Annotated in this window: 20 protein-coding genes; 8 read left to right on the top strand and 12 right to left on the bottom strand. The window is 73.8% G+C overall.

Translation table 11 applies throughout. The annotated features are described in order from the left end of the window. Positions 1–141 precede the first annotated feature (141 nt). Positions 142–1,413 carry a trypsin-like serine peptidase gene (locus ABT238_RS36200; protein ID WP_350568622.1) on the bottom strand — a complete coding sequence of 424 codons (1,272 nt, stop codon included), beginning with the start codon at positions 1,411–1,413 and terminating at the stop codon, positions 142–144. A gap of 466 nt (positions 1,414–1,879) precedes the next feature. Here ABT238_RS36200 and ABT238_RS36195 point away from each other — a divergent pair, with 466 nt between their 5' ends. Further along, positions 1,880–3,487: an ABC-F family ATP-binding cassette domain-containing protein gene (locus tag ABT238_RS36195; protein ID WP_350568620.1), complete on the top strand. Its 1,608-nt coding sequence runs from the start codon at positions 1,880–1,882 to the stop codon at positions 3,485–3,487. A 10-nt stretch (positions 3,488–3,497) separates the two neighbouring features. On the opposite strand, the gene ABT238_RS36190 is transcribed toward ABT238_RS36195, so the two are convergent. Further along, complete coding sequence (locus ABT238_RS36190; protein WP_350805553.1) at positions 3,498–4,970, bottom strand: S41 family peptidase; 1,473 nt, start codon at positions 4,968–4,970, stop codon at positions 3,498–3,500. 238 nt (positions 4,971–5,208) lie between these two features. Between ABT238_RS36190 and ABT238_RS36185 the strand changes: the two genes are divergently transcribed. Both ABT238_RS36185 and ABT238_RS36180 read left to right on the top strand, forming a co-directional pair. Further along, the gene (locus tag ABT238_RS36185) at positions 5,209–5,421 is read left to right on the top strand and encodes a hypothetical protein (RefSeq protein ID WP_344322900.1); all 213 of its coding nucleotides are present in this window, start codon (positions 5,209–5,211) and stop codon (positions 5,419–5,421) included. A gap of 56 nt (positions 5,422–5,477) precedes the next feature. Further along, a complete protein-coding gene (locus tag ABT238_RS36180; RefSeq protein ID WP_350568666.1) occupies positions 5,478–5,849 on the top strand; it encodes a toxin Doc in 372 nt (123 codons plus the stop codon). 106 nt (positions 5,850–5,955) lie between these two features. Here ABT238_RS36180 and ABT238_RS36175 read toward each other — a convergent pair whose 3' ends face one another. The 7 genes from ABT238_RS36175 to ABT238_RS36145 all read right to left on the bottom strand — a co-directional run bounded on the left by ABT238_RS36175 (position 5,956) and on the right by ABT238_RS36145 (position 13,487). Next, complete coding sequence (locus ABT238_RS36175; protein ID WP_350805547.1) at positions 5,956–6,615, bottom strand: Pr6Pr family membrane protein; 660 nt, start codon at positions 6,613–6,615, stop codon at positions 5,956–5,958. A gap of 147 nt (positions 6,616–6,762) precedes the next feature. After that, positions 6,763–7,497 carry a response regulator gene (locus tag ABT238_RS36170; protein WP_350805544.1) on the bottom strand — a complete coding sequence of 245 codons (735 nt, stop codon included), beginning with the start codon at positions 7,495–7,497 and terminating at the stop codon, positions 6,763–6,765. Beyond that, positions 7,494–8,801: a sensor histidine kinase gene (locus ABT238_RS36165; protein WP_350805580.1), complete on the bottom strand. Its 1,308-nt coding sequence runs from the start codon at positions 8,799–8,801 to the stop codon at positions 7,494–7,496. The genes ABT238_RS36170 and ABT238_RS36165 overlap by 4 nt, the downstream gene beginning before the upstream one ends. Before the next feature lie 2 nt (positions 8,802–8,803). Continuing rightward, positions 8,804–9,673: a hypothetical protein gene (locus ABT238_RS36160; protein WP_350805540.1), complete on the bottom strand. Its 870-nt coding sequence runs from the start codon at positions 9,671–9,673 to the stop codon at positions 8,804–8,806. Between the two features lie 94 nt (positions 9,674–9,767). Then, a complete protein-coding gene (locus ABT238_RS36155) occupies positions 9,768–10,838 on the bottom strand; it encodes a hypothetical protein (protein WP_350805537.1) in 1,071 nt (356 codons plus the stop codon). Beyond that, a complete protein-coding gene (locus ABT238_RS36150; protein ID WP_350568612.1) occupies positions 10,838–12,979 on the bottom strand; it encodes a DUF6571 family protein in 2,142 nt (713 codons plus the stop codon). Before ABT238_RS36150 ends, ABT238_RS36155 begins: the two co-directional genes overlap by 1 nt. Before the next feature lie 19 nt (positions 12,980–12,998). Further along, positions 12,999–13,487, bottom strand: a complete 489-nt coding sequence (locus ABT238_RS36145; RefSeq protein WP_350568610.1) for a hypothetical protein — start codon at positions 13,485–13,487, stop codon at positions 12,999–13,001. Positions 13,488–13,756: 269 nt separating this feature from the next. On the opposite strand from ABT238_RS36145, the gene ABT238_RS36140 reads away from it, so the two are divergent. Genes ABT238_RS36140 through ABT238_RS36125 form a run of 4 tightly spaced genes read left to right on the top strand, consistent with a single transcriptional unit; the run spans position 13,757 to position 19,575 of the window. Continuing rightward, positions 13,757–14,926: a CaiB/BaiF CoA transferase family protein gene (locus tag ABT238_RS36140; protein ID WP_350568608.1), complete on the top strand. Its 1,170-nt coding sequence runs from the start codon at positions 13,757–13,759 to the stop codon at positions 14,924–14,926. Positions 14,927–14,953: 27 nt separating this feature from the next. Next, positions 14,954–16,096, top strand: a complete 1,143-nt coding sequence (locus ABT238_RS36135) for an acyl-CoA dehydrogenase family protein (RefSeq protein ID WP_350805530.1) — start codon at positions 14,954–14,956, stop codon at positions 16,094–16,096. A gap of 46 nt (positions 16,097–16,142) precedes the next feature. Beyond that, entirely contained in the window at positions 16,143–17,357 is a 1,215-nt protein-coding gene (locus ABT238_RS36130; protein WP_350568605.1) for an acetyl-CoA C-acetyltransferase, read from the top strand. Between the two features lie 40 nt (positions 17,358–17,397). After that, a complete protein-coding gene (locus ABT238_RS36125; protein ID WP_350805521.1) occupies positions 17,398–19,575 on the top strand; it encodes a 3-hydroxyacyl-CoA dehydrogenase NAD-binding domain-containing protein in 2,178 nt (725 codons plus the stop codon). Here ABT238_RS36125 and ABT238_RS36120 read toward each other — a convergent pair whose 3' ends face one another. The 3 genes from ABT238_RS36120 to ABT238_RS36110 all read right to left on the bottom strand — a co-directional run bounded on the left by ABT238_RS36120 (position 19,576) and on the right by ABT238_RS36110 (position 22,709). Further along, a complete protein-coding gene (locus ABT238_RS36120; RefSeq protein WP_350568603.1) occupies positions 19,576–20,313 on the bottom strand; it encodes a MerR family transcriptional regulator in 738 nt (245 codons plus the stop codon). It abuts the gene before it with no gap. Positions 20,314–20,413: 100 nt separating this feature from the next. Continuing rightward, complete coding sequence (locus ABT238_RS36115) at positions 20,414–21,865, bottom strand: AfsR/SARP family transcriptional regulator (RefSeq protein WP_350805515.1); 1,452 nt, start codon at positions 21,863–21,865, stop codon at positions 20,414–20,416. A 22-nt stretch (positions 21,866–21,887) separates the two neighbouring features. After that, positions 21,888–22,709 (bottom strand): AfsR/SARP family transcriptional regulator, encoded by an 822-nt coding sequence (locus tag ABT238_RS36110; protein ID WP_350568601.1) that lies wholly within the window; start codon positions 22,707–22,709, stop codon positions 21,888–21,890. A 328-nt stretch (positions 22,710–23,037) separates the two neighbouring features. On the opposite strand from ABT238_RS36110, the gene ABT238_RS36105 reads away from it, so the two are divergent. Further along, positions 23,038–23,238: a hypothetical protein gene (locus tag ABT238_RS36105; RefSeq protein WP_350568600.1), complete on the top strand. Its 201-nt coding sequence runs from the start codon at positions 23,038–23,040 to the stop codon at positions 23,236–23,238. Positions 23,239–23,399 lie beyond the last annotated feature (161 nt).

Raw genomic sequence — 23,399 nt, 5'->3', positions numbered from 1 at the left:
TCGGTGCCACCGCCCCCGGCGGAGCGGGTTCGGCGCCGCTCGGCGCCGCGCCGCTCAGTGCCGCTCAGTGCCGTTCAGCGTCGTTCAGTGCCGTTCAGTGCCGCGCAGTGCCGTTCAGCGTCGTTCAGGCCGTGACCGGGGTCACTTGGCCTTCTTGGAGAAGTACTCCAGCGCGTGCTGGGCGACGTCGTCCAGGTACGGGCCGGCCTCCCAGGTGTTGTCGAAGCCGCCGATGGAGGTGTCGGAGACCAGCACCTGCTTGCCGTCCCTGGTGGCGAACCAGCCGCCGCCGCTGTCGCCGCCGGTGCCGTTGCAGCCGGTCATCAGCATGGTCGGGCGGGACGGGTCCATCGAGCGGCGGGCCGGCTTGCCCGCCTCGCAGCGCTCCAGCTCCATGCCGTCGAACGGCTTGCCGGCCGGGTAGCCGTAGGTGCTCACCGCGGCGATCTGCTCGCGCGGGGCGTTGAACCAGACCGGCACCGAGCCGCCGACGACCTCTTCCAGCGACTTGCCGCTGCCGTCCGGGTTGGCCACCTTGAGGATGCCGAAGTCGTACTGGCTCCACGGGCCGCCGTTCTCCGGGTCGGCCTCGGCCGCCCACTGCGGGGAGATCATGCCCGCGACGGCGCCCCACTCGCCGTACGGCTCGGCCTCGGCGAGCGAGCCCTTCCTGCCGCCGCTGACCGCGCCGCTGCTGTTGAACGCCGGGGCGAAGGTGATGTTCGTGTGGTACTTGCCGCCCTTGCCGCCGTGCAGGCAGTGGCTGGCCGTCCAGACCAGGTTGCTCCGGCCCGGGTTGGCCGGGTCGGAGACGACGGTGCCGGAGCAGACGTAGTCCTGGTTGCCGTCCTGGAAGAACAGCTTGCCGTTGACGTGGGCCGGCTTGGCGTACGGGTGGGCGACGGGCTTCATCTCGACCGGCTTGGGCTGCGGGTCGTTCTGGCCTCCGCCGCTGCCGCCGCCGGGCTGGGCGGGCGCGGCGCTCGTCGGCGGCGCCGTCGGGGCCGCGGGGGCCGCCGAGGTGGGCTGGGCGGTCGGCTGGGCGGACGGCTGGCCGGTGGGCTGGGAGCCCGGGCCCGGCTTGTAGGGCTTGGCCTTGAGGATCTTCTGCAGGTCCCAGAAGCCCTTGACCGCCGGGGTGATGACGTTCTGCTGGGCCCACTTGTCCCAGTCCTCGAAGCTCCACTTCCCGAGCTCGTCGGCGGTCGGCAGCTTGATCGGCGGCAGACCGCCCGGCTTGCCGGTGGAGCCCGCGGTGGCCGCCGTGGCCGCCGTGGTCGCGGCGGTCTGGGCGGCGGACGGGCCGGCGACCGGGTCGCTGTTCTCCGGGCCGCACGCCGTCGCGACGACCATGGTCAGCGTGACGACGGACGCGCCCAGCGCGGCACGCGTCGCCCGGGATATCGGTGACATGAGTTGGTTCCCCCTGTGAATGCACGCCAGGGCCGCGAGAGTGTCGAGCGGCTGGCAGGGGAGGAGTCTGCCACGCGCGGCGGACGCTCTCCGGCCACCGGAGCGGTCCGGGGCGAGGCCGTCACCGGATCGGCACGTGATCGGCACCGAAAAAACCGGTTGCACGCCTCCGGGGCCCTCCGTAGCGTGATGCCTGCCACTCGCCCGAACAGGAGAACGCCGTTGAACTACTGAGGTCCCGAGACACCGCCCCCGCCGCACCGCAGCCCTGCCGCCGGTTCTGTCACCGGCCATGTCGCTGCCCGCGGTCCGTGAGTGTGCGCGTGCCCGACCTCAGTGGTGAGCCGGTCCGGCGTCCCCCGTCGCTCTGACGACCCCCGGCCCTCCTCTCCCGGTCCCCGCCCGCACCCGCGGTGTCTCCCCGTGTTGCTCCACGACCACGTACGGCGACCTTCGGGAGGCTTCCATGGCACAACCCACCACCTCGCTCCTCTGCACCGACCTCTCCTTCGAGTGGCCGGACGGCAGGCCCGTCCTCGACGGCTTCCACCTCGCCGTCGGCCCCGGCCGCACCGGCCTGATCGGGCTCAACGGCGCGGGCAAGTCCACCCTGCTGCGCCTGCTGGCGGGCGAACTCACCCCCACCTCGGGCACCGTCAGGGCGGGCGGCGAGATCGGCTACCTGCCGCAGGGCCTCACCCTGGACACCGGCCTGCGGGTCGACGAGGCGCTCGGCGTCCGGGCCGCCCGCGAGGCCCTGCACGCGATCGAGGCCGGCTCCACCGACCAGCGCCACTTCGACGCGGTCGGCGACGACTGGGACGTCGAGGAGCGCGCCCGCGCCCTGCTCGACCGGCTCGGCCTGCACCGGCTCGGCCTCGACCGCACCACCGGCGAACTCTCCGGCGGCGAGGCCGTCCTGCTGCGGCTGGCCACCCTGCTGCTGCGCCGCCCCGACGTCCTGCTGCTCGACGAGCCGACCAACAACCTCGACCGCTCCGCCCGGGAGCGGCTCTACGAGACGGTGGCCGGCTGGGGCGGCGTGATGGTGATCGTCAGCCACGACCGCGAGCTGCTCCAGCACGTCGACCAGATCGCCGAGCTGAGGGGCGGCCAGGTCACCTGGTACGGCGGCAACTTCGCCGAGTACGAGCGCACCCTCGCCGCCCAGCAGGAGACCGCCGAGCGGCTGCTGCGCAACGCCGAGTCCGACGTCCAGCGCCAGAAGCGGGACCTGGCCGAGGCCCGGATGCGGCTGGATCGCAGCGCGAGCTACGGCAGGAAGCGCTCGGTCACCCGCAACGACCCGCACATCGTCGCCGGCAAGCTCAAACGCCAGGGCCAGGAGACGGCGGGCCGGCTCCAGGGCATGCACACCGAGCGCCTGGAGGAGGCCAAGCGCAAGCTGACCGCCGCCGAGGAGGCCGTGCGGGACGACGCCGAGATCCGGATCGACCTCCCCCGCACCGCCGTCCCGGCCGGGCGCACCGTGCTCACCCTGGACAAGGTCCGGATGCCGCACGGCATCACCGCCGACCTCGAACTGCGCGGGCCCGAGCGGATCGCCCTGGTCGGCCGCAACGGCGCGGGCAAGTCCACCCTGCTGCGGACCATCGCCGGCGAAATCGCCCCGTCGGCGGGCGAGGTGATCACCCCGGTGCCGCTGCGCCACCTCCCGCAGCGGCTCGACCTGCTCGACGAGAAGCTCACCGTGGTGGGCAACGTCAAGCTGTTCGCGCCGGGCGCGGGCGACAACGCGATCCGGGCCCGGCTGGCCCGCTTCCTGTTCCGCGGCGGGCGTGCCGACCAGCCGGCCGGCACGCTCTCCGGCGGCGAGCGGTTCCGGGCCACCCTGGCCGCGCTGCTGCTGGCCGACCCGCCGCCGCAGCTGCTGCTGCTCGACGAGCCGACCAACAACCTGGACCTGGCCAGCGTCCGCCAGCTCACCCAGGCGCTCGCCGCCTACCAGGGGGCACTGATCGTCGCCAGCCACGACCTGCCGTTCCTGCGCGGCCTGGGCGTCACCCGCTGGCTGGAGCTGGACGGCGCGCTGAGGGCGGTGGACCCGATGTGACGACGCACCCCTAGCGGTGGCCGGCCCCGGCGGAGAGGATCCGCCGCGCCTCGGTCAGGGCGGAGTCCTTCAGCCCGGCCAGCTCCTCCGGGGTGAAGACCGGGGTGCGGACGTCCGGCGGGATGCCCGGGCCGTCGAAGGTGGTGCCGGCCGGGGTGAGGAACTTCTCGTTCGGCAGGCCGATGAGCAGGTCGTCGGAGATCGGCTTCAACATCACGTCGGAGAAGACGCCCTGGGTGTTCTCGCCGATCCGGACCGTCGCGGGGCGCCGCGCCATCAGCGCCTGGGTGAAGGTCTCGCCCGCGCTCACCGTCGAGCCGGCCGTGAGCAGGGCGACCGGCCCGGTGAAGCGGGTCGCCCCGGCCGCGGGGCGGACGGTGATCGGCTGCGGCCGGGTGAAGGCGGTCGGGTCGGCCGGGTCGTTGCGCGCCGCCTTGCGGTAGGCGAGGAAGGGCCGGTCGGTGAGCCGGGAGGCGATCCGCAGGCCCAGCTCGTCCGAGCCGCCGCCGTTCAGCCGCAGGTCGACCACCACCCCGGTCAGCCGCTCGGGGTGGGCCAGCAGGAGGTCCAGTGCCTTGTCCAGCACGGCCGCCTGCTCCTGGTACGAGCCGTCGTCGATGTACCCGTCGAAGGCGCTCACCCGCAGATAGCCGATGCCGCCCGGGAGTTCGCCGACGCCCAGCCGTTCGCGCCCGAAGGTCCGCTCGGGGGCGAGCAACTGGGCGGCGACCGCCCGCCCGGCCTGCTCCCGTACCTGGTCGGTGGGCTCCTCGGTGCCCGGTCGCAGACCGCCGAAGACGAGGTCGTAGCCGCCGTCGGCCGCCTTGCGCCCCAGGAAGGTGTGCGCGTCGCCGAGCGGTTCGAGCAGGCCGCCGATGATCCCGGCGAGGGCGGTGGTGTCGGTCCGCGGGGTGATGGTGGCCCGTGCCTGCGCACCCCGGGCCCGCCAGTCGATGCCCTTGGCGGCGAAGAACGGGTAGTTCTCTTCGAAGGTCGCCCAGAACCGGTCGAAGACCGCGAGCGCGTCCTGCGGTACCGGTTGCGTGCACTGGACCGGCAGCCCGCCGGGCAGCCGGGACAGGTTCTTGGTCCCGGCGGAGCTGTCCTCCTTGGACACGGCCCGGTCGTGCCCAAGGGGTGTGACGGTCAGTTCTCCGAAGCTCTTGCCGGGGCCGCCGTAGCGCACGGCGCCGCCGCGCCCGGGCACGCCGACCTGCGTGCCGCTCAGGAAGCCCGGGGTGCAGCCGAGCCGGGTCACGTCGTAGGTGGTGAAGGTGGTGCCGTGGATCTCCAGGATCGTGCCGTACCCGTCCGTCCGCCAGACGCCCTCCAGGCGGTTGACGCCCGGCCGCTCGGCCGCGCCGTCCCCGTCCGGTGCCGCCCCGACCGCGCCCGCCGCCCCGATCGTCCCCGCCGTGACCGCGAGCGCGACCGCCGCGATCCCCGCCGCCCTGGCCACCGGCCTCCGGTGTCCGATACCCATGCCGTTGCCCGCCGTTTCCAGCTCAGGGCCTCCCCCGCGGAACCCCTCCGCCGCCCACGGGTCGACGGTAGGGGCCGGTCCGGGCGCCGCGCGTCAGCCTGCGGAGCGGTCCGCGCCCCCGACCGAGGAGGTACTCCCGGCGCGGCGGTCTACGACCGGCGGCGTACGTGCCCCCGGCACCCCCTCGGGGTCACCGGCTCGGTGTCCAACTCCCGTGCGCTCCAGTACCATCGGCGCCATGCCAGCACTCAACATCGAGTACACGGAGCACGAACTCGCCGCCATCCGCGAGGCGGCCGCCGCCGACGGCAAGAGTGTCAAGGCGTATGTGCACGACCTGAGTGTGCGGGAGCAGCAGCGCCGGGTGTTCGTCTCCCACGCGGTGGCGTTCTGGAACGCCCACCGCGAGGAGTTCGACCGGGAGTTCCCGGAGGACGCGCCGGCGGCCTGAGCGGGCGAGGGCGATCGGCGCCGGCGATCGGCGGGAGCGATGAGGGTGCCGCGATGATGCTGTTGCAGGTCGACCTGCGCTGGCTGCTCGACGTCCAGGAGCTGGCCTCGCCCGAGGACCTCAGCGTGCGGGACTACTCGGCGCTGCAGGCGGCCGTCGCCCGGCACCGGGTGAACACCGCGCAGCTCGGCCACGACGCCGACCCCTCCTGGTGCGCGGCCACCCTGATGCACACGATCGTGCTGCTGCGCCCGCTCCCGGTGCGCAACAACCTGTACGCCTGCATGACGACGGCCGCGTACATGCACGCGGCCGGGGAGGGCATCGACCCGCCGTACGGGACGCTGGTGGAGCTGGCCCGGGACATCGCCGAGGGGCGGGCGGACGTGTTCGCGGCGGCCGACCGGATCCGGTCCTGGCGGATCTGAGCGCCGATCCGGGCGCTCGCCCGGGCTCGGACCCGAGCGCTGAACCGGGCGCGTGCCCGAGCGCTGAACCGGGCCCGGGGGCCGGCCGCCGGCGGGGGAGGCGGGATCAGGCCCCGGCGGGGGCGGGGCCGCGGCGCAGCCGGGCCCGGACCAGGGTGCCCAGCCGGTCCAGGCCGACCACGGCGGCGCCCAGCAGGACGAACTCGACCGTCAGCAGCGCGATCTGTCCCCAGACGTAGCCGTACCCCTTGGTGGTCGGGTCGAAGAAGAAGTACGGGTACGGCAGCGGGAAGTTGGAGAACAGCGCGTTGCGGGTGAGCACCACCGCCGCGTAGCCGAGCGGGAAGGCCAGCCAGAGCGGCACGTCCCGCCAGGCGGAGGCGTTGCGCGGCTTGAGCACCAGCCAGTCGACCATCACCAGTACCGGGGTGACGTAGTGCAGGAAGAACGACGACCAGTGCTGCAGCTTGTCCGGCCCGTCGAACAGACCGGGCAGCGGGTTGGCGCCGTGCTCCAGCAGGATGTGCGAGACCAGGCCGGTGATCAGGATGTACAGGGTGGCGGCGCCGCGCAGCCGGGGCGCGGGGGCGTCGGTGGTGCCGCGCTTGAGCATCCAGTAGACGGCGCCGGCGAAGTAGCCGAGCACGATCACGTTGCTCTCGACGGTGAAGTACACCAGCGGTGCGGTCTGCAGGGTCAGGCCGAGGCCCGCCGAGAGCACGATGCCGGCGCGCCACCAGAGCGCGGGGCTGGTCCGGACTGACATGCGGTCACCAGTTCGTTTCAGGCGATACGGGAGGTATCGGACGGTCGAGGGGAAGGAGCGCACTCTACCCGCCGGTGGAACGGGGACGAAAGAAACGTTTCCCCCGCTCCCCGTCGGCTTCCCATCGGCTCCCCCGTAGGTTCCCCGTCAGCCCGGCAGCACGAACCCCGACTCGTAGGCCGCGATCACCGCCTGGGTGCGGTCCCGCGCGCCCAGCTTGGCCAGCACGCCGCCCACGTGCGTCTTGACCGTCTCCTGGCTGAGAACCAGCTCCGCGGCGATCTCCCCGTTGCTGAGCCCGGCCGCCATCAGCCGCAGCACCTGCCCCTCCCGCCCGGTGAGCCGCCCGATCGGACCGCCGCCGGGCGCGGGACGGGCCGCCTGCCCGGCCGGTGCCGCGTACCGCAGGGCCAGGTCGCGCACGGCCGCCGGGAACAGCAGCGAGTCGCCGCGCGCGATCAGCCGCACCGCCTGCACCATCTCCTCCGCCCGCGCCCGCTTGAGCAGGAACCCGGCCGCCCCCGCCCGCAGCGCGTCGTACACGTGGTCGTCGTGCTCGAAGGTGGTCACCACCAGGATCCGGGGCGGTTCGGCCATCCCGGCGACCAGCTGCTCGGTGGCCCGGATGCCGTCGATCCCCGGCATCCGGACGTCCATCAGCACCACGTCCGGGCGCAGCCGGCGCACCAGCGGCACCACCTCGGCGCCGTCGGCCGCCTCGCCGACCACGCTGAGGTCCGGCTCGGCGTCGATCACCACCCGCAGGCCCGTGCGCACCAGCCGTTCGTCGTCGGCGATCACCACCCGGACCGGACCGCCGGCCGCGTTCCCCGCACCGTCCCCGGCGTTCCCGGCGTTCCCGGCGTTCCCGCTGTCGTTCACCGTTCTCCTCCCACCGGCAGCCAGACGGCCAGCCGCCATGTCGTCCCGTCGTCCGAGGGCCCGGCCTCGCAGCCGCCGCGCAGCGCCGCCGCGCGCTCGCCGATCCCGCGCAGCCCGCGCCCGCCGCCGGGCCGGCCGGCCCGCAACCGGCCCAGCGGGTTGGTCAGTTCGATCTCCAGCCGCCCGCCCGCCGGGGCGACCCGCAGCCGGGCGGGCGCGGGGCCGGCCGGGCCGGCGTGCCGCAGCACATTGGTCAGGCCCTCCTGGACGATCCGGTAGGCCTCGCGGGAGAGCGCGGCCGGCAGCCGGTCCAGTCGGGGAGCCACCTCGGCGTCCACCATCAGCCCGGTGCGGGCCAGCTGCCGCAGCAGGTCGTCCAGCCCCGCGAGGGTCGGTCCGGCGGGCCCGGCCGCGTCGCCGTCCTCCTCGCGCAGCAGCCCCAGCACCGCGTCCAGTTCGGCGACGGCGCCGCGCGCGGTCTCCTCGATGGCGGCCAGCGCCTCCGCCGCGAACTCCGGGTCGGAGCGCAGCACCCGGGCGGCGGCCGAGGCCTGGATGCCGACGGCGCTCAGCGCGTGGCCGACCGAGTCGTGCAGTTCGCGGGCCAGCCGGTTGCGCTGGGCGAGCACGGCGGCCCGCCGTTCGGCGTCGGCCAGCCGCTCCTCCGGGGTCGGGCCGAGCAGCACCGGCGCCCACCGCGCCAGCAGCGCGCCGAGGCCGGCGCTGGTGCCGATGATCAGCGCGAGCAGCGCGGTGCCCAGCACCGGGCCGGGCAGCCAGCCGGGCACGCCCCGCTCCTCCCAGAACCGCCACAGCTCCTCGGTGCCGGCCGGCCGCAGCACGAGCATCACGGCGAACGGCGCACCGGCCAGCGTCATCCCGCTGACGATGCCGCCGAACAGCAGGTGCAGCACGAACCACGCGGCCGTCCGCCGCCGGGCCGCCCAGGAGCGGGCCGGTCCGGTGACCACCTCCGCCGCCCGCCGGGGTGCGCACAGCGCCCGGGCCGCCGCGCCCTCCAGGGCCCGGACGGTCGGGACCAGAGCGGTCACGGCGGCCATCGGGAGCGAGGCGCCGAGCGCGGCGAAGTAGAGCAGGATCTGGACCAGCGAGTCCTTGCGCGGGTCGAGCGTGCCCAGGACGACCGTCGCGAGCAGCCAGTACGGCATCAGCAGCGCGCCGCCGAGCACCAGGTGCACCCAGCGCAGCCGGGCCCGCCGCCCGAGCAGGGCGCCCGCCGCCCGCCGTGCCGCGTGCCGCACCGCCGTCCCGCCCGCACCCATGTCCGTGGCCCCCGCGCCCATGATCACGGCGCAGACTCTACGTCAGCAGTGCGGGAGGGGCGGAGAGTCGTGGTGTTCCACGCGGTGTCCCGGGCTGCCGCCGTCCACACCACCATCAGCGGCACCCGCGGCCGCCGCTCGGGCCGCACCCGGAACACCAGCACGAGCAGCGCCGTCACCGCGGCCGGCGCCATCACGGCCGCGACGCCGTCCATCACGTCCAGGCTCCGTCCGCGGTGCTCCCGCCACTCGGCCGGCAGCCCGGCGTCCCCGCCCAGCGCCCAGTAGCACCGGGCCGCCGCCACTGCGGCGGCGAGCAGCGCGGAGACGCCCGCGAGCGACCGCTGCACCGTGAGTGTGGGGGAGTCGGGCAGGTCCCCGATCCGGTCGCGCAGCAGGCCGGCCCAGCGCTGCCGGGCGTACAGCAGGAAGCCGGTGATCAACGCGAGGCCCTGGACGGCGAAGCCGCCGTACACGACGGTGAACACCCAGTCGCAGACCCCGCCGGCCGCGTTGCCGGTGGACTTCTCGGGCCCGAACAGCAGGGTGCCGAGCATGGACAACGGCACCGCCACCAGGATGGTCCCGAGCAGGCCGGTCGCCACCCACATCGGGAACACCAGCAGCCCGGCCGCCGCCCGCCGCCCCCACGGCCGGACGAAGGCGAGCGCCAGCAGGACGGCGATGGCGTCCATGCCGAAGGTGAGCAGGTTGGCGAGCCACAGGTCGTCCATGGTGTCACCGGCCCCGACCGGGTGGCCGGTGAGCCAGAGCGTTTTGAGGGTGAGGTAGGGCAGGGTCGCGGCGACGGCCACACCGGCCGTCACGACCCGCAGCCGGCCGACGGGTGCGGCGGCCGGTGTCGCCGAGGGGAGCGGGAGCGTCGAGGTCATGCCCCCACGCTCCCGCGCACCCGCCCGCCCGCACCTCCTCCGGCGACCCGATCCGCCTCCCCCGCCGGGGGGAACCGAGGCGGAGGCGGCAGTCCTACGGGAGGATCGGCTCGCAGCCGATCGCCTTGCCGGCGGCGGTGAGGAACTGCGTCCACACGGCCGTCGTGTCGGGCAGCAGGACGCGGTCCCTGAGGGCGGGCGCCGATCGCCAGGAGTAGTGGAAGTACGTCCTGCGGCCCTGGCACGTGGTGACCACGTCCTCGTTCGAGGAACCGGTCCAGGTGCTCCGGCCGAACGCCGTGGAGCGCTCCTTGTCCGCCGGGAGGTCGACCAGCCGCGGCTCGGTGACGACGGCGAAGGACGCCACGGGTGTCCCGCTCGCGCTGTCGGTCACCTCGCAGGACCAGAACGGGGAGAAGGCCGTGGTGGCCTGCTGGCGGTACCGCTCCTCGTGGTCCGCGTCGGGCGCCCTGGTGACGGCCATGCCGGGCAGACCGCAGAGGTTGCCCCAGTCGACCGGCTGCTCGGCGCCCACCGGGGACAGCGTCCTCGGCGCGGGCGGTGCGCCGCCGCAGTCGCGGTCCTTCGCGGCCAGGCCCGCGAGCCCGACCGCGAGCCGGGCGATCCCTTCCGCGTGGTCGCCGTCCTTCCCGTCGTGCCCGGTGCCGACCGAGGCCCGCAGGCCGGTGGGACAGCCCTCCGGGAGCAGCGCCCACGCGCCGCCCGGCGTCACCGCGCCCACCGCGCCGCCCTCGGCGAACAGCCGCGCCGCCGGGCGGGACTCGGCGCCCGCGCTCCGGGTCACGGAGAGCCCGAACGAGACGCTCTGCCCGGTGTCCCCGAACAGGCCGAAGTCCACCGTGGCGCGGCAGTACTGCGCCGGGTCGACGGCGGTCGGGACGTAGCCGGCGGACTTCTCCTCGCTGATCCGCCCCGGCCCGAGGGCGGCGTGCACGGCGTCGGCGCTCGCCGCGCCCCCGCAGACGCTGTCCGGCCCGAAGACGTTGGTGAGGTTGTACAGCAGCACCCCGGACACCCCGGCGGTGATCGCCAGCAGCACGCCGGCCGCCCGCAGCCGCAGTGCCCGGGTGGTGAACCCGCGCCCGCTCAGTGCCTCGTCGACCCGGTCGCGGACCGGCCGGTGCTCCGTCGTCGCTTCGTCCATCAGCTCCGCCCGAGGGCCCGGCGGTACGCGTCGTCGACGCCGGTCTGGTAGCTCGTGTTGACGTCGGCCAGCAGCGTCGTGGTGACGCCGCCGGTGGCGTTGACCTCGCTCTCCGGGATGCCGGCGGCCAGCGCGCGGGCCCGGATCATCGCCTTGAGCTGCTCGTCGCCGGCCCGGAAGGTGTCCGAGATCTGCTCGGTGGCCTTCAGGCTCTCGTCGTTGTTGAGGTTGTTGGCGTAGGCGGAGGTACCGACGTCCACCAGGCGCTGGATCGTGTCGCCGACCACCGGCAGACCGGTGACCGGCGCGCCGAGCACGTGGTAGTCCATCTTGGCGTTCCAGTTGTTGCGGAAGATCGCGTCGTCCCGGTGGTCGGCGATGACGTCGGTGCGTACGCCGCTGAGCGTGCCCATCACCTCGCCGGCCTCGCGGGTGAACCCCTGGATCCGGTGGTTCGGGCGGCCGGTCTGGTCCGGCTGGAAGGCCTCGACGGGGTAGTCGTTCAGCCGCTTGGCGACCTCCTGGCTCTCCGCGTAGTGCACGAGCTTGAACGCCTCGGGGTCCTCGGCGACGCCGCGGACGGTCCGCAGCAGCTGCTCCCGGCCGATGGTGAGCCTGCTGGTCTCGGAGGTGCCGCCGGTCTCCTTGCCGAGGATCTCGTAGGTGTCGGCGGCGTAGTCGGCGATCATCTCGCCGAGCGGGCGGCGCAGGGCGGCGGGCAGTTCGTTCTCGTGGCCGGCCTTGTCGCCGCCGAAGTGGGTGACGGTCTCGGACATGATCCGTGCCATCGCCTCGTCGTGCGGGCGGACCGGCGGCTGGTCGCCGTGCGGGTCCCGGCCGGTGGTGGCGGCCTGGAGGGCGTCGCCGAACGCGCCGCGCGAGGTGTCCCGGGCGAGGGTGTCGGTCTGCTGGTGCTCGTAGCCCTGGTTGGGCCAGCTGCGCTCCTTGAGCAGGTAGTCGAGGTTCTTGCTGGCGCCGGGGTCGAGGAACTCCTTGGACGCCTCCGGGTTGTGGCTCATCGCCTTCATCAGGCCGCGCATCGGGTCGCCCTGGCGGCCGGTGACGGCGGAGTAGTCGGGGCCCCAGAGCTCCTCGCCCTTGAGCTTGCTGCCGCGCTCGTAGTCGACCAGGTCGTTGCCGACCTTCGTCAGGAACGGCTTGTCGAAGTCACCCTCGGCGCCCATCAGCTCGGTGAGCGTCCGGTAGTTCTCGTTGTACCCGGCGGCCGAGCCGCCCGGCTTGCGGGCGGCCTTGAGCAGCTCGTCCTCCCAGGCCCGGCCCATGCCGCCGTCCCTGGTGGCGGTGGCGAGCACCTGGCCGAGGCTGCCGTGGACGTCCTGGTACTGCTGGGCGTTGTGGTTGCCCCGGGCGAGGTCGCCGTAGACCTTGGCGTAGTCGAGCAGCGCCTCGGGGCCGCCGTGGCCGCCCGCGTTGAGGGTGTTGAGCAGGCTGGTGGAGAACTCCTTGGAGCCCGAGCCGGAGGCCATCAGGTTCTGCAGCCGCTGGAGCTCGGTGTCGGAGAGGCTGCCGGCCTTGGACAGCAGGTCGGCGGCGCGCCGGGCGTCGGCGGTGTCGCCGCCGCCGTAGGGCTTGGCGTTGAACGCGGTGGTGCTGGTGCCGACGTCGGTCTGCAGGGCGACGGTGGCGCGCTGGTCGGCGGCGGTGGCCTGCTGCACGGCCTTGGTGAGCCGGGCGGATATCGCCTCCGCCTTGGCCTTCATCTCGTCGTCGTACTTCTTGATCGCCGGGCCGGCGTCCGGGTCGTTGCGCGAGCCGGGCATCGGCGGCCAGCGGACCTCGCCGTCGGCGCCGACCGTCATGGTCTGGGACTCGGCGTCGTGGATCGCGGCGTCGAGGTCCTTGCGGGCGGCGGTGAAGTCGGCGGCCGCGTCGCGGATGATCGCGGCGAGCGCCTTGGCGACGCCGGCGGCCTGGGTGACGTCGGTGTCGACGCCCTTGAGGGTGGCGCCCGCCTGGATGGCGGCGGGCCCCTCCCAGCCGGCCCGCTGCGGGGTGCCGGTGAGGTCGCGGGCGACGCGCGCGTCGAGCCCGTCGAGGGCCGTGGCCATCTTCGTCCAGGCCTCGGCGGTCTCGGTGACGCCGGCGAAGTCGGCCTCGTGGAGTTCCTTGAAGGACACCATGGGGGTTGCTCCTCTCCGCTCAGCGGCCGGCCTGGCCGAACTGGCCGGCGGTGGACGTCTCGTTGGACCGGTAGGAGCGCTGGGTGGCGTCCAGGTTGTCGGCGGTGCCGGTCAGCTTGTCGTGCAGGGTCTTGCACTGCTGGAGCCAGCGCTCGGTGGAGGCGGTGAGCGCGCCGCCGAAGGCGAAGCCGCGGATCCGCCCGGCGGCGGTGGAGGCGTGCTCGGCGAGGTTGTTGCCGCCCTTGCCGTTGGCCTTGTCGAGGTCGGCGGCGATCTGGCGGGCGATGCCGGCCGAGGCGTTGAGCTCGTACGGGCGGTCCAGCCGGGTGGTGGTGCCGGACGGGTTCACACCGGGGGAGGGCGACGGCACCGGGCCCGGCGTGGCGGCGGGCGAGCCCGCGGCGGGGGCCGGGGTCGGGCCGGGGGCCGGGGTGGGCCGGGGTGTGGGGTTGGCGAACGGGGACGAACTGGGCGCGACCGGCCCGGTGGTGAACCCTGGGTAGACCATGTGCGGCTGCTCTTCCTTCCTCCGGATCCGACGGGAGGTCAGCAGCCCCCCGCCGGGGACGACGGTACCCGGCGGGTCCGTCGGTGTACGGACCCACCCTCCGCGGCGGCGGTTGCGCGGTGCGCGTCAAGGTCGCGTCAGGGGTCCGGACCGAGGGCCGGGGCGAGGGCCGGGCCGCGTCCGGAAGGTCTTGTTACTGAACGGTCGCTTCCCTATCATCGCGAGTGTGACAGCTTTACTGTCAGACTTCGTCGATTCCCGGAGGGGCAGTGGCGTCCGAACGTGACAGCGGCGGGAGCGAGCGCGGCGGACCGCTGGCCGGCGTCCGCGTGGTCGAACTCGCCGGGATCGGCCCCGGGCCGTTCGCCGCGATGCTGCTGGGCGACCTCGGCGCCGACGTCGTCCGGGTCGACCGGCCCGAGCCCCCGCCGCTCGGCATCGACCCGGCCTTCGACGTCGCGGGCCGCAACAAGCGCTCGGTGGTCGTCGACCTCAAGTCCCCCGACGGGCCCGGCCGGGTGCTCGACCTGGCCGCCCGCGCCGACCTGCTGATCGAGGGCTACCGGCCCGGCGTCGCCGAGCGCCTGGGCGTCGGCCCCGAGGCCTGCCTGGCCCGCAACCCCGCGCTGGTGTACGGGCGGATGACCGGCTGGGGCCAGCACGGGCCGCTGGCCGCCCGGGCCGGGCACGACATCGGGTACACGGCGGTGGCCGGCGTCCTCGGCCTGGTCGCGCCGGCCACCGCCGCGGACACGCCCGAGGCCCCGCCCGCGCTGCCCGCCAACCTGCTCGGCGACTACGCCGGCGGCTCGCTCTACCTGGTCGTCGGCCTGCTCGCCGCCCTCCACCACGCCCGCGCCACCGGCACCGGGCAGGTCGTCGACGCCGCCGTCGTCGACGGCGCCGCCCACCTCACCGCCGTCCTCCAGGGCCTGCTCGCCGGCGGGCAGTGGCAGGACCGGCGCGGCGTCAACCTGCTCGACGGCGGCGCGCCGTTCTACGCCGTCTACCCCGCCGCCGACGGCGGCCACCTCGCCGTCGGCGCCCTGGAGCCGCAGTTCTACGCCGAGTTCGCCCGGCTGCTGGAACTCGGCCCCGACGCGCCCGGCCAGTGGGAGACCGACCGCTGGCCCGAACTGCGCGCCCGGATCGCCGCCCGCTTCGCCACCCGCCCCCGCGCCGCCTGGGAGGCCGTCTTCGCGGGCTCCGACGCCTGCGTGGAACCGGTGCTGACGATGCGTCAGGCACACGCCCATCCGCACCTGGCGAGCCGCGCGAGCTACGTCGAGGTGGACGGCGTCACCCAGCCCGCCCCCGCCCCGCGGTTCTCCGCCACCCCCGGCACGCTGCGCCGCCCGCCCGCCCGGCCGGGCGCCGACACCGCCGAGGTCGCCGCCGACTGGGGCGTGCCCTCACTCGGCCGGCCGCCGACCGCCTGAACCTCCGACCCCGCCAAGGAGACTGCCGTGCAACGCGACCTCTTCACCGACGAGCACGAGGACTTCCGGGCCACCGTCCGGGCCTACCTCGCCAAGGAGGTGCTGCCGCACTACGACCGCTGGGAGAAGGCCGGCATCGTCGACCGCGAGGCCTGGCTGGCGGCCGGCCGGCAGGGCCTGCTCGGGCTTGCCGTCCCCGAGGAGTACGGCGGCGGGGGCACCGCCGACTTCCGCTACGCCGCCGTGCTCGCCGAGGAGTTCGCCCGGGCCGGCGCCTCCGGCCTGGCGCTCGGCCTGCACAACGACATCATCGGCCCCTACCTCACCTCGCTCGCCACCGAGGAGCAGAAGCGCCGCTGGCTGCCGGGCTTCTGCACCGGCGAGCTGATCACCGCCATCGCGATGACCGAGCCCGGCACCGGCTCCGACCTCCAGGGCATCCGCACCCGGGCGGTCGACCGGGGCGACCACTTCCTGCTCAGCGGCGCCAAGACCTTCATCTCCAACGGCATCCTCGCCGACCTGGTGGTCGTGGTCGCCCGCACCACCCCCGAGGGCGGCGCGCACGGCCTGAGCCTGCTGGTCGTCGAGCGCGGCATGCCCGGCTTCGAGCGCGGCCGCAACCTCGACAAGATCGGCCAGAAGGCCCAGGACACCGCCGAGTTGTTCTTCCAGGACGTCCGCGTCCCCAAGGAGAACCTGCTCGGGGAGCTCGACCAGGGCTTCCTGTACCTGATGCGCAACCTCGCCCAGGAGCGGCTCACCATCGCGGCCGCCGCGATCGCCGGCGCCGAGCACCTGGTCGAGATCACCACCGCCTACGTCAAGCAGCGCGAGGCGTTCGGCCGCCCGCTGGCCAAGCTCCAGCACGTCCGCTTCGAGATCGCCGAACTGGCCACCGAGTGCGCCGTCACCCGCGCGTTCGTCGACCGCTGCATCACCGAGCACAACCGCTGCGCGCTGACCCCGGCGGACGCCTCGATGGCCAAGTGGTGGGCCACCGAACTGCAGAAGCGCACCGCCGACCGATGCCTCCAACTCCACGGCGGCTACGGGTACATGGCCGAGTACCCGGTCGCCCGGGCGTTCACCGACGGCCGCATCCAGACCATCTACGGCGGCACCACCGAGATCATGAAGGAGATCGTGGGCCGCTCCCTCCTCGACTGACCCCCGCTCTCCGGCGTCCAACCCCCGCCCCGAAAGGCTCCCCACCGTGACCACCGAAGCGTACGTCTACGACGCGATCCGCACCCCGCGCGGCCGGGGCAAGGCCACCGGCTCCCTGCACGGCACCAAGCCGATCGACCTGGTCGTCGGCCTGATCCACGAAATCCGCCGCCGCTTCCCGGACTTGGACCCGGCGGCGATCGACGACATCGTGCTCGGCGTGGTCAGCCCGGTCGGCGACCAGGGCTCCGACATCGCCCGGATCGCCGCCATCGCCGCCGGCCTGCCCGACACCGTCGCCGGCGTCCAGGAGAACCGCTTCTGCGCCTCCGGCCTGGAGGCCGTCAACCTGGCCGCCGCCAAGGTCCGCTCCGGCTGGGAGGACCTCGTCCTGGCCGGCGGCGTCGAGTCGATGTCCCGGGTGAAGATGGCCTCCGACGGCGGCGCCTGGTTCGCCGACCCGATGACGGCCTACGAGACCAACTTCGTGCCGCAGGGCATCGGCGCCGACCTCATCGCCACCATCGAGGGCTTCTCCCGCACCGACGTCGACGCGTTCGCCGCCGAGTCCCAGGCCCGCGCCGCCAAGGCGCAGGCCGACGGCCTGTTCGACCGCTCGGTCGTGCCGGTCCGCGACCGCAACGGCCTGGTGGTGCTGGACCGCGACGAGTTCATCCGCCCCGGCACCACCGTCGAGACGCTGGCCGCGCTCAAGCCCTCCTTCGCCACGATCGGCGAGGCCGGCGGCTTCGACGCCGTCGCCCTGCAGAAGTACCACTGGGTGGAGGCCATCGACCACGTCCACCACGCGGGCAACTCCTCGGGCATCGTCGACGGCGCCGCCCTGGTCGCCATCGGCAACCGGGAGACCGGTGAGCGCTACGGGCTGCGGCCGCGCGCCCGGATCGTCTCCGCCGCCGTCTCCGGCTCCGAGCCGACCATCATGCTCACCGGCCCCGCGCCCGCCACCCGCAAGGCGCTCGCCAAGGCCGGGCTGACCGCCGCCGACATCGACCTGGTCGAGATCAACGAGGCCTTCGCCGCCGTCGCCCTGCGCTTCATCCGCGAGATGGGCTTCTCCCCGGAGCAGGTGAACGTCAACGGCGGCGCGATCGCCCTCGGCCACCCGCTGGGCGCCACCGGCGCGATGCTCATCGGCACCCTGGTCGACGAGCTGGAGCGGCGCGACCTGCGCTACGGCCTGGCCACCCTCTGCGTGGGCGGCGGCATGGGCATCGCCACCGTCGTCGAGCGCGTCTGACCCCCGTCCTCCTCCCCACCTCCTCCGGAGACCAGAACCCATGAGCGACACCACCACCATCCGCTGGGAGCAGGACCAGGACGGCGTGGTCACCCTCGTCCTCGACGACCCGGCCCAGTCGGTGAACACCATGAACGAGGCGTTCACCGCCGACTTCGAGGCCGTCGTGGCCCGGCTGGCCGCCCTCGCCGCGGCCGGCGGGCTGCGCGGCGTGGTCGTCACCTCCGCCAAGAAGACCTTCTTCGCCGGCGGCGACCTGCGGATGCTCTCGGCCGCCGGCCCCGGGGACGCCGCCGCCGTCTTCGAGAAGTCGATGCGGATCAAGCGCGCCCTGCGCACCCTGGAGACCCTCGGCAAGCCGGTCGTCGCCGCGGTCAACGGCAGCGCGCTCGGCGGCGGCCTGGAGCTGGCCCTCGCCTGTCACCACCGGATCGCCCTGGACACCCCCGCCAGCCGGATCGGCCTGCCCGAGGTCACCCTCGGCCTGCTCCCCGGCGGCGGCGGGATCGTCCGCACCGTGCGGCTGTTCGGCATCACCGACGCCCTGCTGAAGTTCCTGCTGCAGGGCCGCCAGTACCGCCCGGCGCAGGCCCTGGAGCACGGACTGGTCCACGAACTCGTCGACACTCCGGAGGAGTTGACCGCCCGGGCGCGGGCCTGGATCGAGGCCAACCCGGCCCCCGTCCAGCCCTGGGACGTCAAGGGGTACAAGATCCCCGGCGGCACCCCCAGCACCCCGGCCTTCGCCGCCAACCTGCCGGCCTTCCCGGCCAACCTGCGCAAGCAACTGGCCGGCGCCCCCTACCCGGCGCCGCGCAACGTGCTCGCCGCCGCCGTCGAGAGCGCCCAGGTGGACGTCGACACGGCGATGGCGGTCGAGGCCCGCTACTTCACCGAGCTGGCCTGCGGGCAGACCAGCACGAACATGATCCAGGCGCTCTTCTTCGACCTCCAGGCGGTCAACTCCGGTGCCGGGCGGCCCGCTTCGGTGGAGAAGCGGACGGTCCGCAAGGTCGCCGTGCTCGGTGCCGGCATGATGGGCGCCGGCATCGCCCACGCCTGCGCCAAGGCCGGCATCGAGGTGCTGCTCAAGGACGTCACCCTGGAGGCCGCCGAGCGCGGAAAGGCCTACTCCGAGGGCCTGTTGGCGAAGGCGGTGGCCCGCGGGCGCAGCACCGGGGCGCAGCGCGACGAACTGCTCGCCCGGATCACCCCCACCGCCGAGGCCGCCGACCTGGCCGGCTGCGACGCGGTGATCGAGGCGGTCTTCGAGAACCCCGAGCTGAAGCACAAGGTGTTCCAGGAGATCGAGGGCGTCGTCGCGCCGGACGCCCTGCTCTGCTCCAACACCTCCACCCTGCCGATCGGCCTGCTCGCCGAGGGCGTGCGGCGCACCGCCGACTTCATCGGCCTGCACTTCTTCTCGCCGGTCGACAAGATGCAGCTGGTGGAGATCATCCGCGGCCCGCGGACCGGGGACGAGGCGCTGGCCCGCGCCTTCGACCTGGTCCGGCAGATCGCCAGGACCCCGATCGTGGTCAACGACTCGCGCGGCTTCTTCACCTCGCGGGTGATCGGCCAGTTCATCAACGAGGGCGTCGCCATGATCGGCGAGGGCGTCGACCCGGCCAGCGTCGAGCAGGCCGCCGCCCAGGCGGGCTACCCGGCCAAGGTGCTCTCGCTGCTCGACGAGCTGACCCTCACCCTGCCGCGCAGGATCCGCGACGAGTACCGGCGCGCCGTCGAGGCCTCCGGTGGCGAGTGGACCGCCCACCCGGCGGACGCGGTGGTGGACCGGATGGTCGACGAGTTCGGCCGCCCCGGCCGCAGCGGCGGCGCCGGCTTCTACGACTACGACGAGAACGGCACCCGCGGGCGCCTCTGGCCGGGCCTGCGCGAGCACTTCACGCGCCCGGACGTCTCCGTGCCGTTCGAGGACCTCAAGGAGCGGATGCTCTTCAGCGAGGCCCTGGACTCGGTGCGCTGCCTGGAGGAGGGCGTGCTCACCTCCGTCGCGGACGCCAACGTCGGCTCCATCCTCGGCATCGGCTTCCCGGCCTGGACCGGCGGCGTGCTGCAGTACGTCAACGGCTACCCGGGCGGCCCGGCCGGCTTCGCGGCGCGGGCCCGCGAGCTCGCCGCCGCGTACGGCGAGCGGTTCGCGCCGCCCGCCCTGCTGGAGCGGATCGCCGCCGAGGGGCGCACCTTCACGGACTGATCACCGCTCGGGCGGGGCGGCCCGCCGCTCCTCGGCGGCCGCCTCGCCCAGCTCCTCCCGCAACGACCGCTGGAACGCCGTGACCAGCGCCTGCGCCACCATCGGCTGGATGTGGTCGGTGAGCGCCTTCATCCGCTCCACGTCGTCCGGCGCCGGCTCGCTCTCCCGGTACGGCTTCCACACCGTCTCCCGGAACAGCCGGTGCAGCTCCCGCGCCGTCGCCCGGCTGTGCTCCACCACCACGGCGCGCGCCGCCAGCAGCGTCTCCAGCGGGATCGGCACGTCCAGGATCCGCACCCCCAGCGGCAGCAGCCCCTGGTCCACCCGGAACACCTCCGGGTCCGCCGTCCGCTCCAGCGCCCCCATCGCGGCCAGCCGGTCCAGCTGCTCCTCCGACAGCCGCCGTCCGGCCCGCCGCTCCACCTCCCCGCGGCCCGCCTCCTCCGGCGTCTCCGGTGTCCAGGACGCCACCAGCGCCCGGTGGATCGCGAGGTCCAGCGGCGTCGTCTCCCGCGGCAGCCGCGCCAGGTACCGCTCGATCGCCGCCAGCGTCAGCCCCTGGCGCTGCAGCTCCTCGATCAGCCCCAGCCGGTCCAGGTGCTCCGCCCCGTACCACCCCACCCGCCGGGCCCCCAGCACCGGCGGCGGCAGCAGCCCCTTCGTCCCGTAGAACCGCACCGTCCGCACCGTCACCCCCGCCCGCGCCGCCAACTCGTCCACCGTCAGCCGCACCTCCACCCCCGCCTCCCGTCCCGTAGCACCACCACTGTGACACCAGTAGTGTGACACCACTGTCCCACCGGGTCCACGCGGCCGGGCTTCGTCAGGGCTTCGTGCCCTAAGGCCGGGAATCGAGCTGGCGCCGTTTCCTGGACGACGGTCTCGGCTCCGACGCGGCGGCCGTGATGCGATCGCGTATCGAGGTGAGCGCGTCGCCCGGGTCGACTCCCAGTTCCTCGCCCAGGATCCGGGCTGTGAAGGCGTGGTGGGCGAGGGCGTCGTCGCGGCGTCCGGCCAGGAACAGCGCGCGCATGAGCAATGCGGCGACGGCTTCGTGAAGTGGATGCTCGGCGGAGAGCGTGGTCAGCGAGGCCACGGCGTCCTCGACGAGGCCCAGGTCGATGCCGGCCTCGGCATGGAGGACCTGCAGTCTCGTGAGCTCTTCGTGGAGGGCGAGGCGTCGCTGGTCGGCGAACGGGCCCGGCACGCCCACGAGGGCACGCCCGGTCCACAACGCGAGTCCGGCGGCGGCCAGTTCCCTGGCGCGGGCGGGGTCGCCGGCGGACAGGGCGGCGGAGGCTTCACGGGCGCGGGTCGTCACGAGAGGGACGTCGACAGCCTTGGGCGCGACGTGCAGGGTGTATGCGCCGGCATGGTGGACCAGGATGTCGGCGATCCCGGGTGTCCTGGCGTGGCGCAGCAAGGGCCTCAGCCGGGACACGTAGTTCCGGATGATCGCCATGGCGCTTCCGGGCGGCTGTTCGCCCCAGAGGCCGTCGATGAGCTCATCCGTTGCGACCGGCGCTCCCGGCCGGTCGGCGAGCATGGCGAGCACAGCGGCCTGACCGGGCGACCCCGCGCGGACCTCCTCCGCTTCGCGGCGGATCCGGGGTCTTCCCAGGAGGCGGATGACCGGCTGCTGGTCGTCCGCACCGGCGCGGCGCGGCGTCTCCGGGCGGTCGGCGGCGCGCGGGGCGGGGGACGTGGCCGGGGTGCGGGAGGACCGGCTCTTCGAGGTGGCGGTGAAGGGGGCGTTGAGGTGGGTCAGGTCGGGGAACGGCCGGAGCTCCTGTTCGGCTTCGACGCGCAGGGCGAGCGCGGCGGTGTGCGCCTGCTGCAGGTGGCGCTTCTGCTCCCCGAGCCTTCCGTGCAGGGGCACGCCGGTGAAGGCGTCGCCCCGCCACAGGACCAGCGCCCGGACCAGGAGCCGGTGCGCCTCGGTGGCCCTCCCGTGCGCGAGCTCCGACCGCCCCCGGCCGACGAGGTCGGTGAACAGGTCGGCGTCGAGCTGCCCCGCTTCGATGGCCAGGAGGTAGGCCTTGTGTCGGTGGACGACGGCCGGCGCGGCGTCCCCCGCCTCCGCGAGCCGGCGCCTTAGCCGGGAGACGTGGCTCATCAGCTGACCGGGCGCATCCCGTGGGGGCCGGGAGCCCCAGAGATCGCCGATGAGTCGGCTTGTGGGAACCGGCGTACCCGGCTCCGACATGAGTGCGGCGAGGAGGGTCCTGGCGCGGGTTCCCGTCGGGGTGACATCCGTGCCGTCGACGATGATGCGGACCGGGCCCAGCACTCTTGCCTCGACGGTCATGTGGTCACCACCACGGTTCTGCCGTGTGGTCGAAGTCCCGTGCCGCGTCGAACGTGCCGGCAAGGATGCGGTTCCGGTGCTGGACCATGTCGGGCGGTGTCATCCCGTACTGGGCCCTCCAACGCTCCAGCTGGCCGTCGATGATGGCCAACGCCCTGGACGGTGCCCCTGCCCGGCACAGTGCCACGGACAGGACGACGGCGGTGTGTTCGTCCTGCGGCTCTTCGTTCCAGAGCTGTTGCAGCCCCTCGACGGCAATGGCCGGGCGCCCCAGCGCGAGCTCGGCCCGGGCGGCCTGGTGACGCAGGCTCCGGCGCATCTCGTTGAGCCCGTTGCGGGCGATGGTCAGGTACGACGTCATGGGCAGACCTGCGAGCGGCTCGCCGCGCCAGAGGGACAGGGCCCGGCGGCAGGAGGCGAGGGCGGGTTTGTAGGCGTGGCGGAGCAGGTGGTCGCGGCCTTCGGCGGCGAGTCGGCGGGCTTCCTGGAAGTCGACGGTCGCTGGGGCGGTGAGGAGCGCGTAGCTGGCCTGTTCCCGTGAATGCCCGGGATAGGAGACGAGTTCGGGGCCTCCGGCGGCCGGACGGCCCGTCTCTCGCATGGCCCTGCGGAGGTGGTGCACATGGCCCTGGATCGCGGTGATGCAACTCGCGGGACGTTCCGGCCCCCAGAGGCGGTCCTGCAGTTGGGCGACGGTGACGCTCTGTTGTTCGGCCAGCAGGAGCAGGCCGAACAGCGCACGTCGCTGGGGCGGGCCGACGGCGATCTCGGCTTCGCCGTGAAGAGCCGAAACCGGACCGAGGATCCTGAACTGATTAACGGTCACACCGGCATGGTAGTCGCACATTTATTGGCCGTTAAGCGGGATTGCAGGGTGGTCGTTTATCGGTCGTTTATCGGCTGGAAGGATCCTGTGGCAGCGGAGTGACTTGCCTAGTCCTGCCGTTCTTTGGTGCGGGGTCCTCGGGGGTGGTAGCCCGAGGATACCCGCACTCTTCTGTGCGCGCTGAAGCCTATTGCGCGGCACCCGAATTGAGCTATCGTCAGATCGCTGGACCGCGTCACTCGACCACCTCTCCTACCAAGAGGACGTTCTGAGTGTCGTTCGGCGTGGGTCCGGCTTCAGGACTAGGCACGTCACCACTGGAGTTGCTATGGGGCTGCAGATCTCTGCATTGCTCGTGGCCGGGGCGACCGCCCTGGCGTTCTTCGTGCTGGTGGGCTTCTTGGTCTGGGCTCTGCGCCACGCGCGCCGCCCGGTCATGGTGCTCACGGCCGTCACCGCCGTGCTCGGGGCCCTGCCCGCCATCCTCTACGTGATGGGGGCGATGATCACCGTTCCGCCGATTCGGTAACCGCGTGTGCCCCGTCCCGGCAGCGGCCGGGACGGGGCACGGTGGTCGGGGCGGTCTCGCGGCCTCAGAAAGTGTTGGGTAATCGGGTGATCACTCGTTCTTGAGGTCGTCGGCGAGGCGGCGGGCTGCTTCGGTCTCGATGGGGCCGCGCGGTTCGATCT

The sequence above is a fragment of the Kitasatospora sp. NPDC001527 genome (assembly GCF_040298605.1).
Lineage (GTDB): Bacteria > Actinomycetota > Actinomycetes > Streptomycetales > Streptomycetaceae > Kitasatospora.
Note: the sequence above shows the minus strand (reverse complement) of the source record. Positions and strands in the feature narration are given on the sequence as shown.

What these genes read in the sequence shown, in the direction of transcription:
- ABT238_RS36190 (WP_350805553.1), bottom strand. Translation starts at nt 4,970, where the DNA reads ATGGGTATCGGACACCGGAGGCCGGTGGCCAGGGCGGCGGGGATCGCG.
- ABT238_RS36180 (WP_350568666.1), top strand. Translation starts at nt 5,478, where the DNA reads ATGCTGTTGCAGGTCGACCTGCGCTGGCTGCTCGACGTCCAGGAGCTG.
- ABT238_RS36145 (WP_350568610.1), bottom strand. Translation starts at nt 13,487, where the DNA reads ATGGTCTACCCAGGGTTCACCACCGGGCCGGTCGCGCCCAGTTCGTCC.
- ABT238_RS36125 (WP_350805521.1), top strand. Translation starts at nt 17,398, where the DNA reads ATGAGCGACACCACCACCATCCGCTGGGAGCAGGACCAGGACGGCGTG.
- ABT238_RS36105 (WP_350568600.1), top strand. Translation starts at nt 23,038, where the DNA reads ATGGGGCTGCAGATCTCTGCATTGCTCGTGGCCGGGGCGACCGCCCTG.
- ABT238_RS36160 (WP_350805540.1), bottom strand. Translation starts at nt 9,673, where the DNA reads ATGACCTCGACGCTCCCGCTCCCCTCGGCGACACCGGCCGCCGCACCC.
- ABT238_RS36155 (WP_350805537.1), bottom strand. Translation starts at nt 10,838, where the DNA reads ATGGACGAAGCGACGACGGAGCACCGGCCGGTCCGCGACCGGGTCGAC.
- ABT238_RS36165 (WP_350805580.1), bottom strand. Translation starts at nt 8,801, where the DNA reads ATGGGCGCGGGGGCCACGGACATGGGTGCGGGCGGGACGGCGGTGCGG.
- ABT238_RS36200 (WP_350568622.1), bottom strand. Translation starts at nt 1,413, where the DNA reads ATGTCACCGATATCCCGGGCGACGCGTGCCGCGCTGGGCGCGTCCGTC.
- ABT238_RS36195 (WP_350568620.1), top strand. Translation starts at nt 1,880, where the DNA reads ATGGCACAACCCACCACCTCGCTCCTCTGCACCGACCTCTCCTTCGAG.
- ABT238_RS36150 (WP_350568612.1), bottom strand. Translation starts at nt 12,979, where the DNA reads ATGGTGTCCTTCAAGGAACTCCACGAGGCCGACTTCGCCGGCGTCACC.
- ABT238_RS36185 (WP_344322900.1), top strand. Translation starts at nt 5,209, where the DNA reads ATGCCAGCACTCAACATCGAGTACACGGAGCACGAACTCGCCGCCATC.
- ABT238_RS36175 (WP_350805547.1), bottom strand. Translation starts at nt 6,615, where the DNA reads ATGTCAGTCCGGACCAGCCCCGCGCTCTGGTGGCGCGCCGGCATCGTG.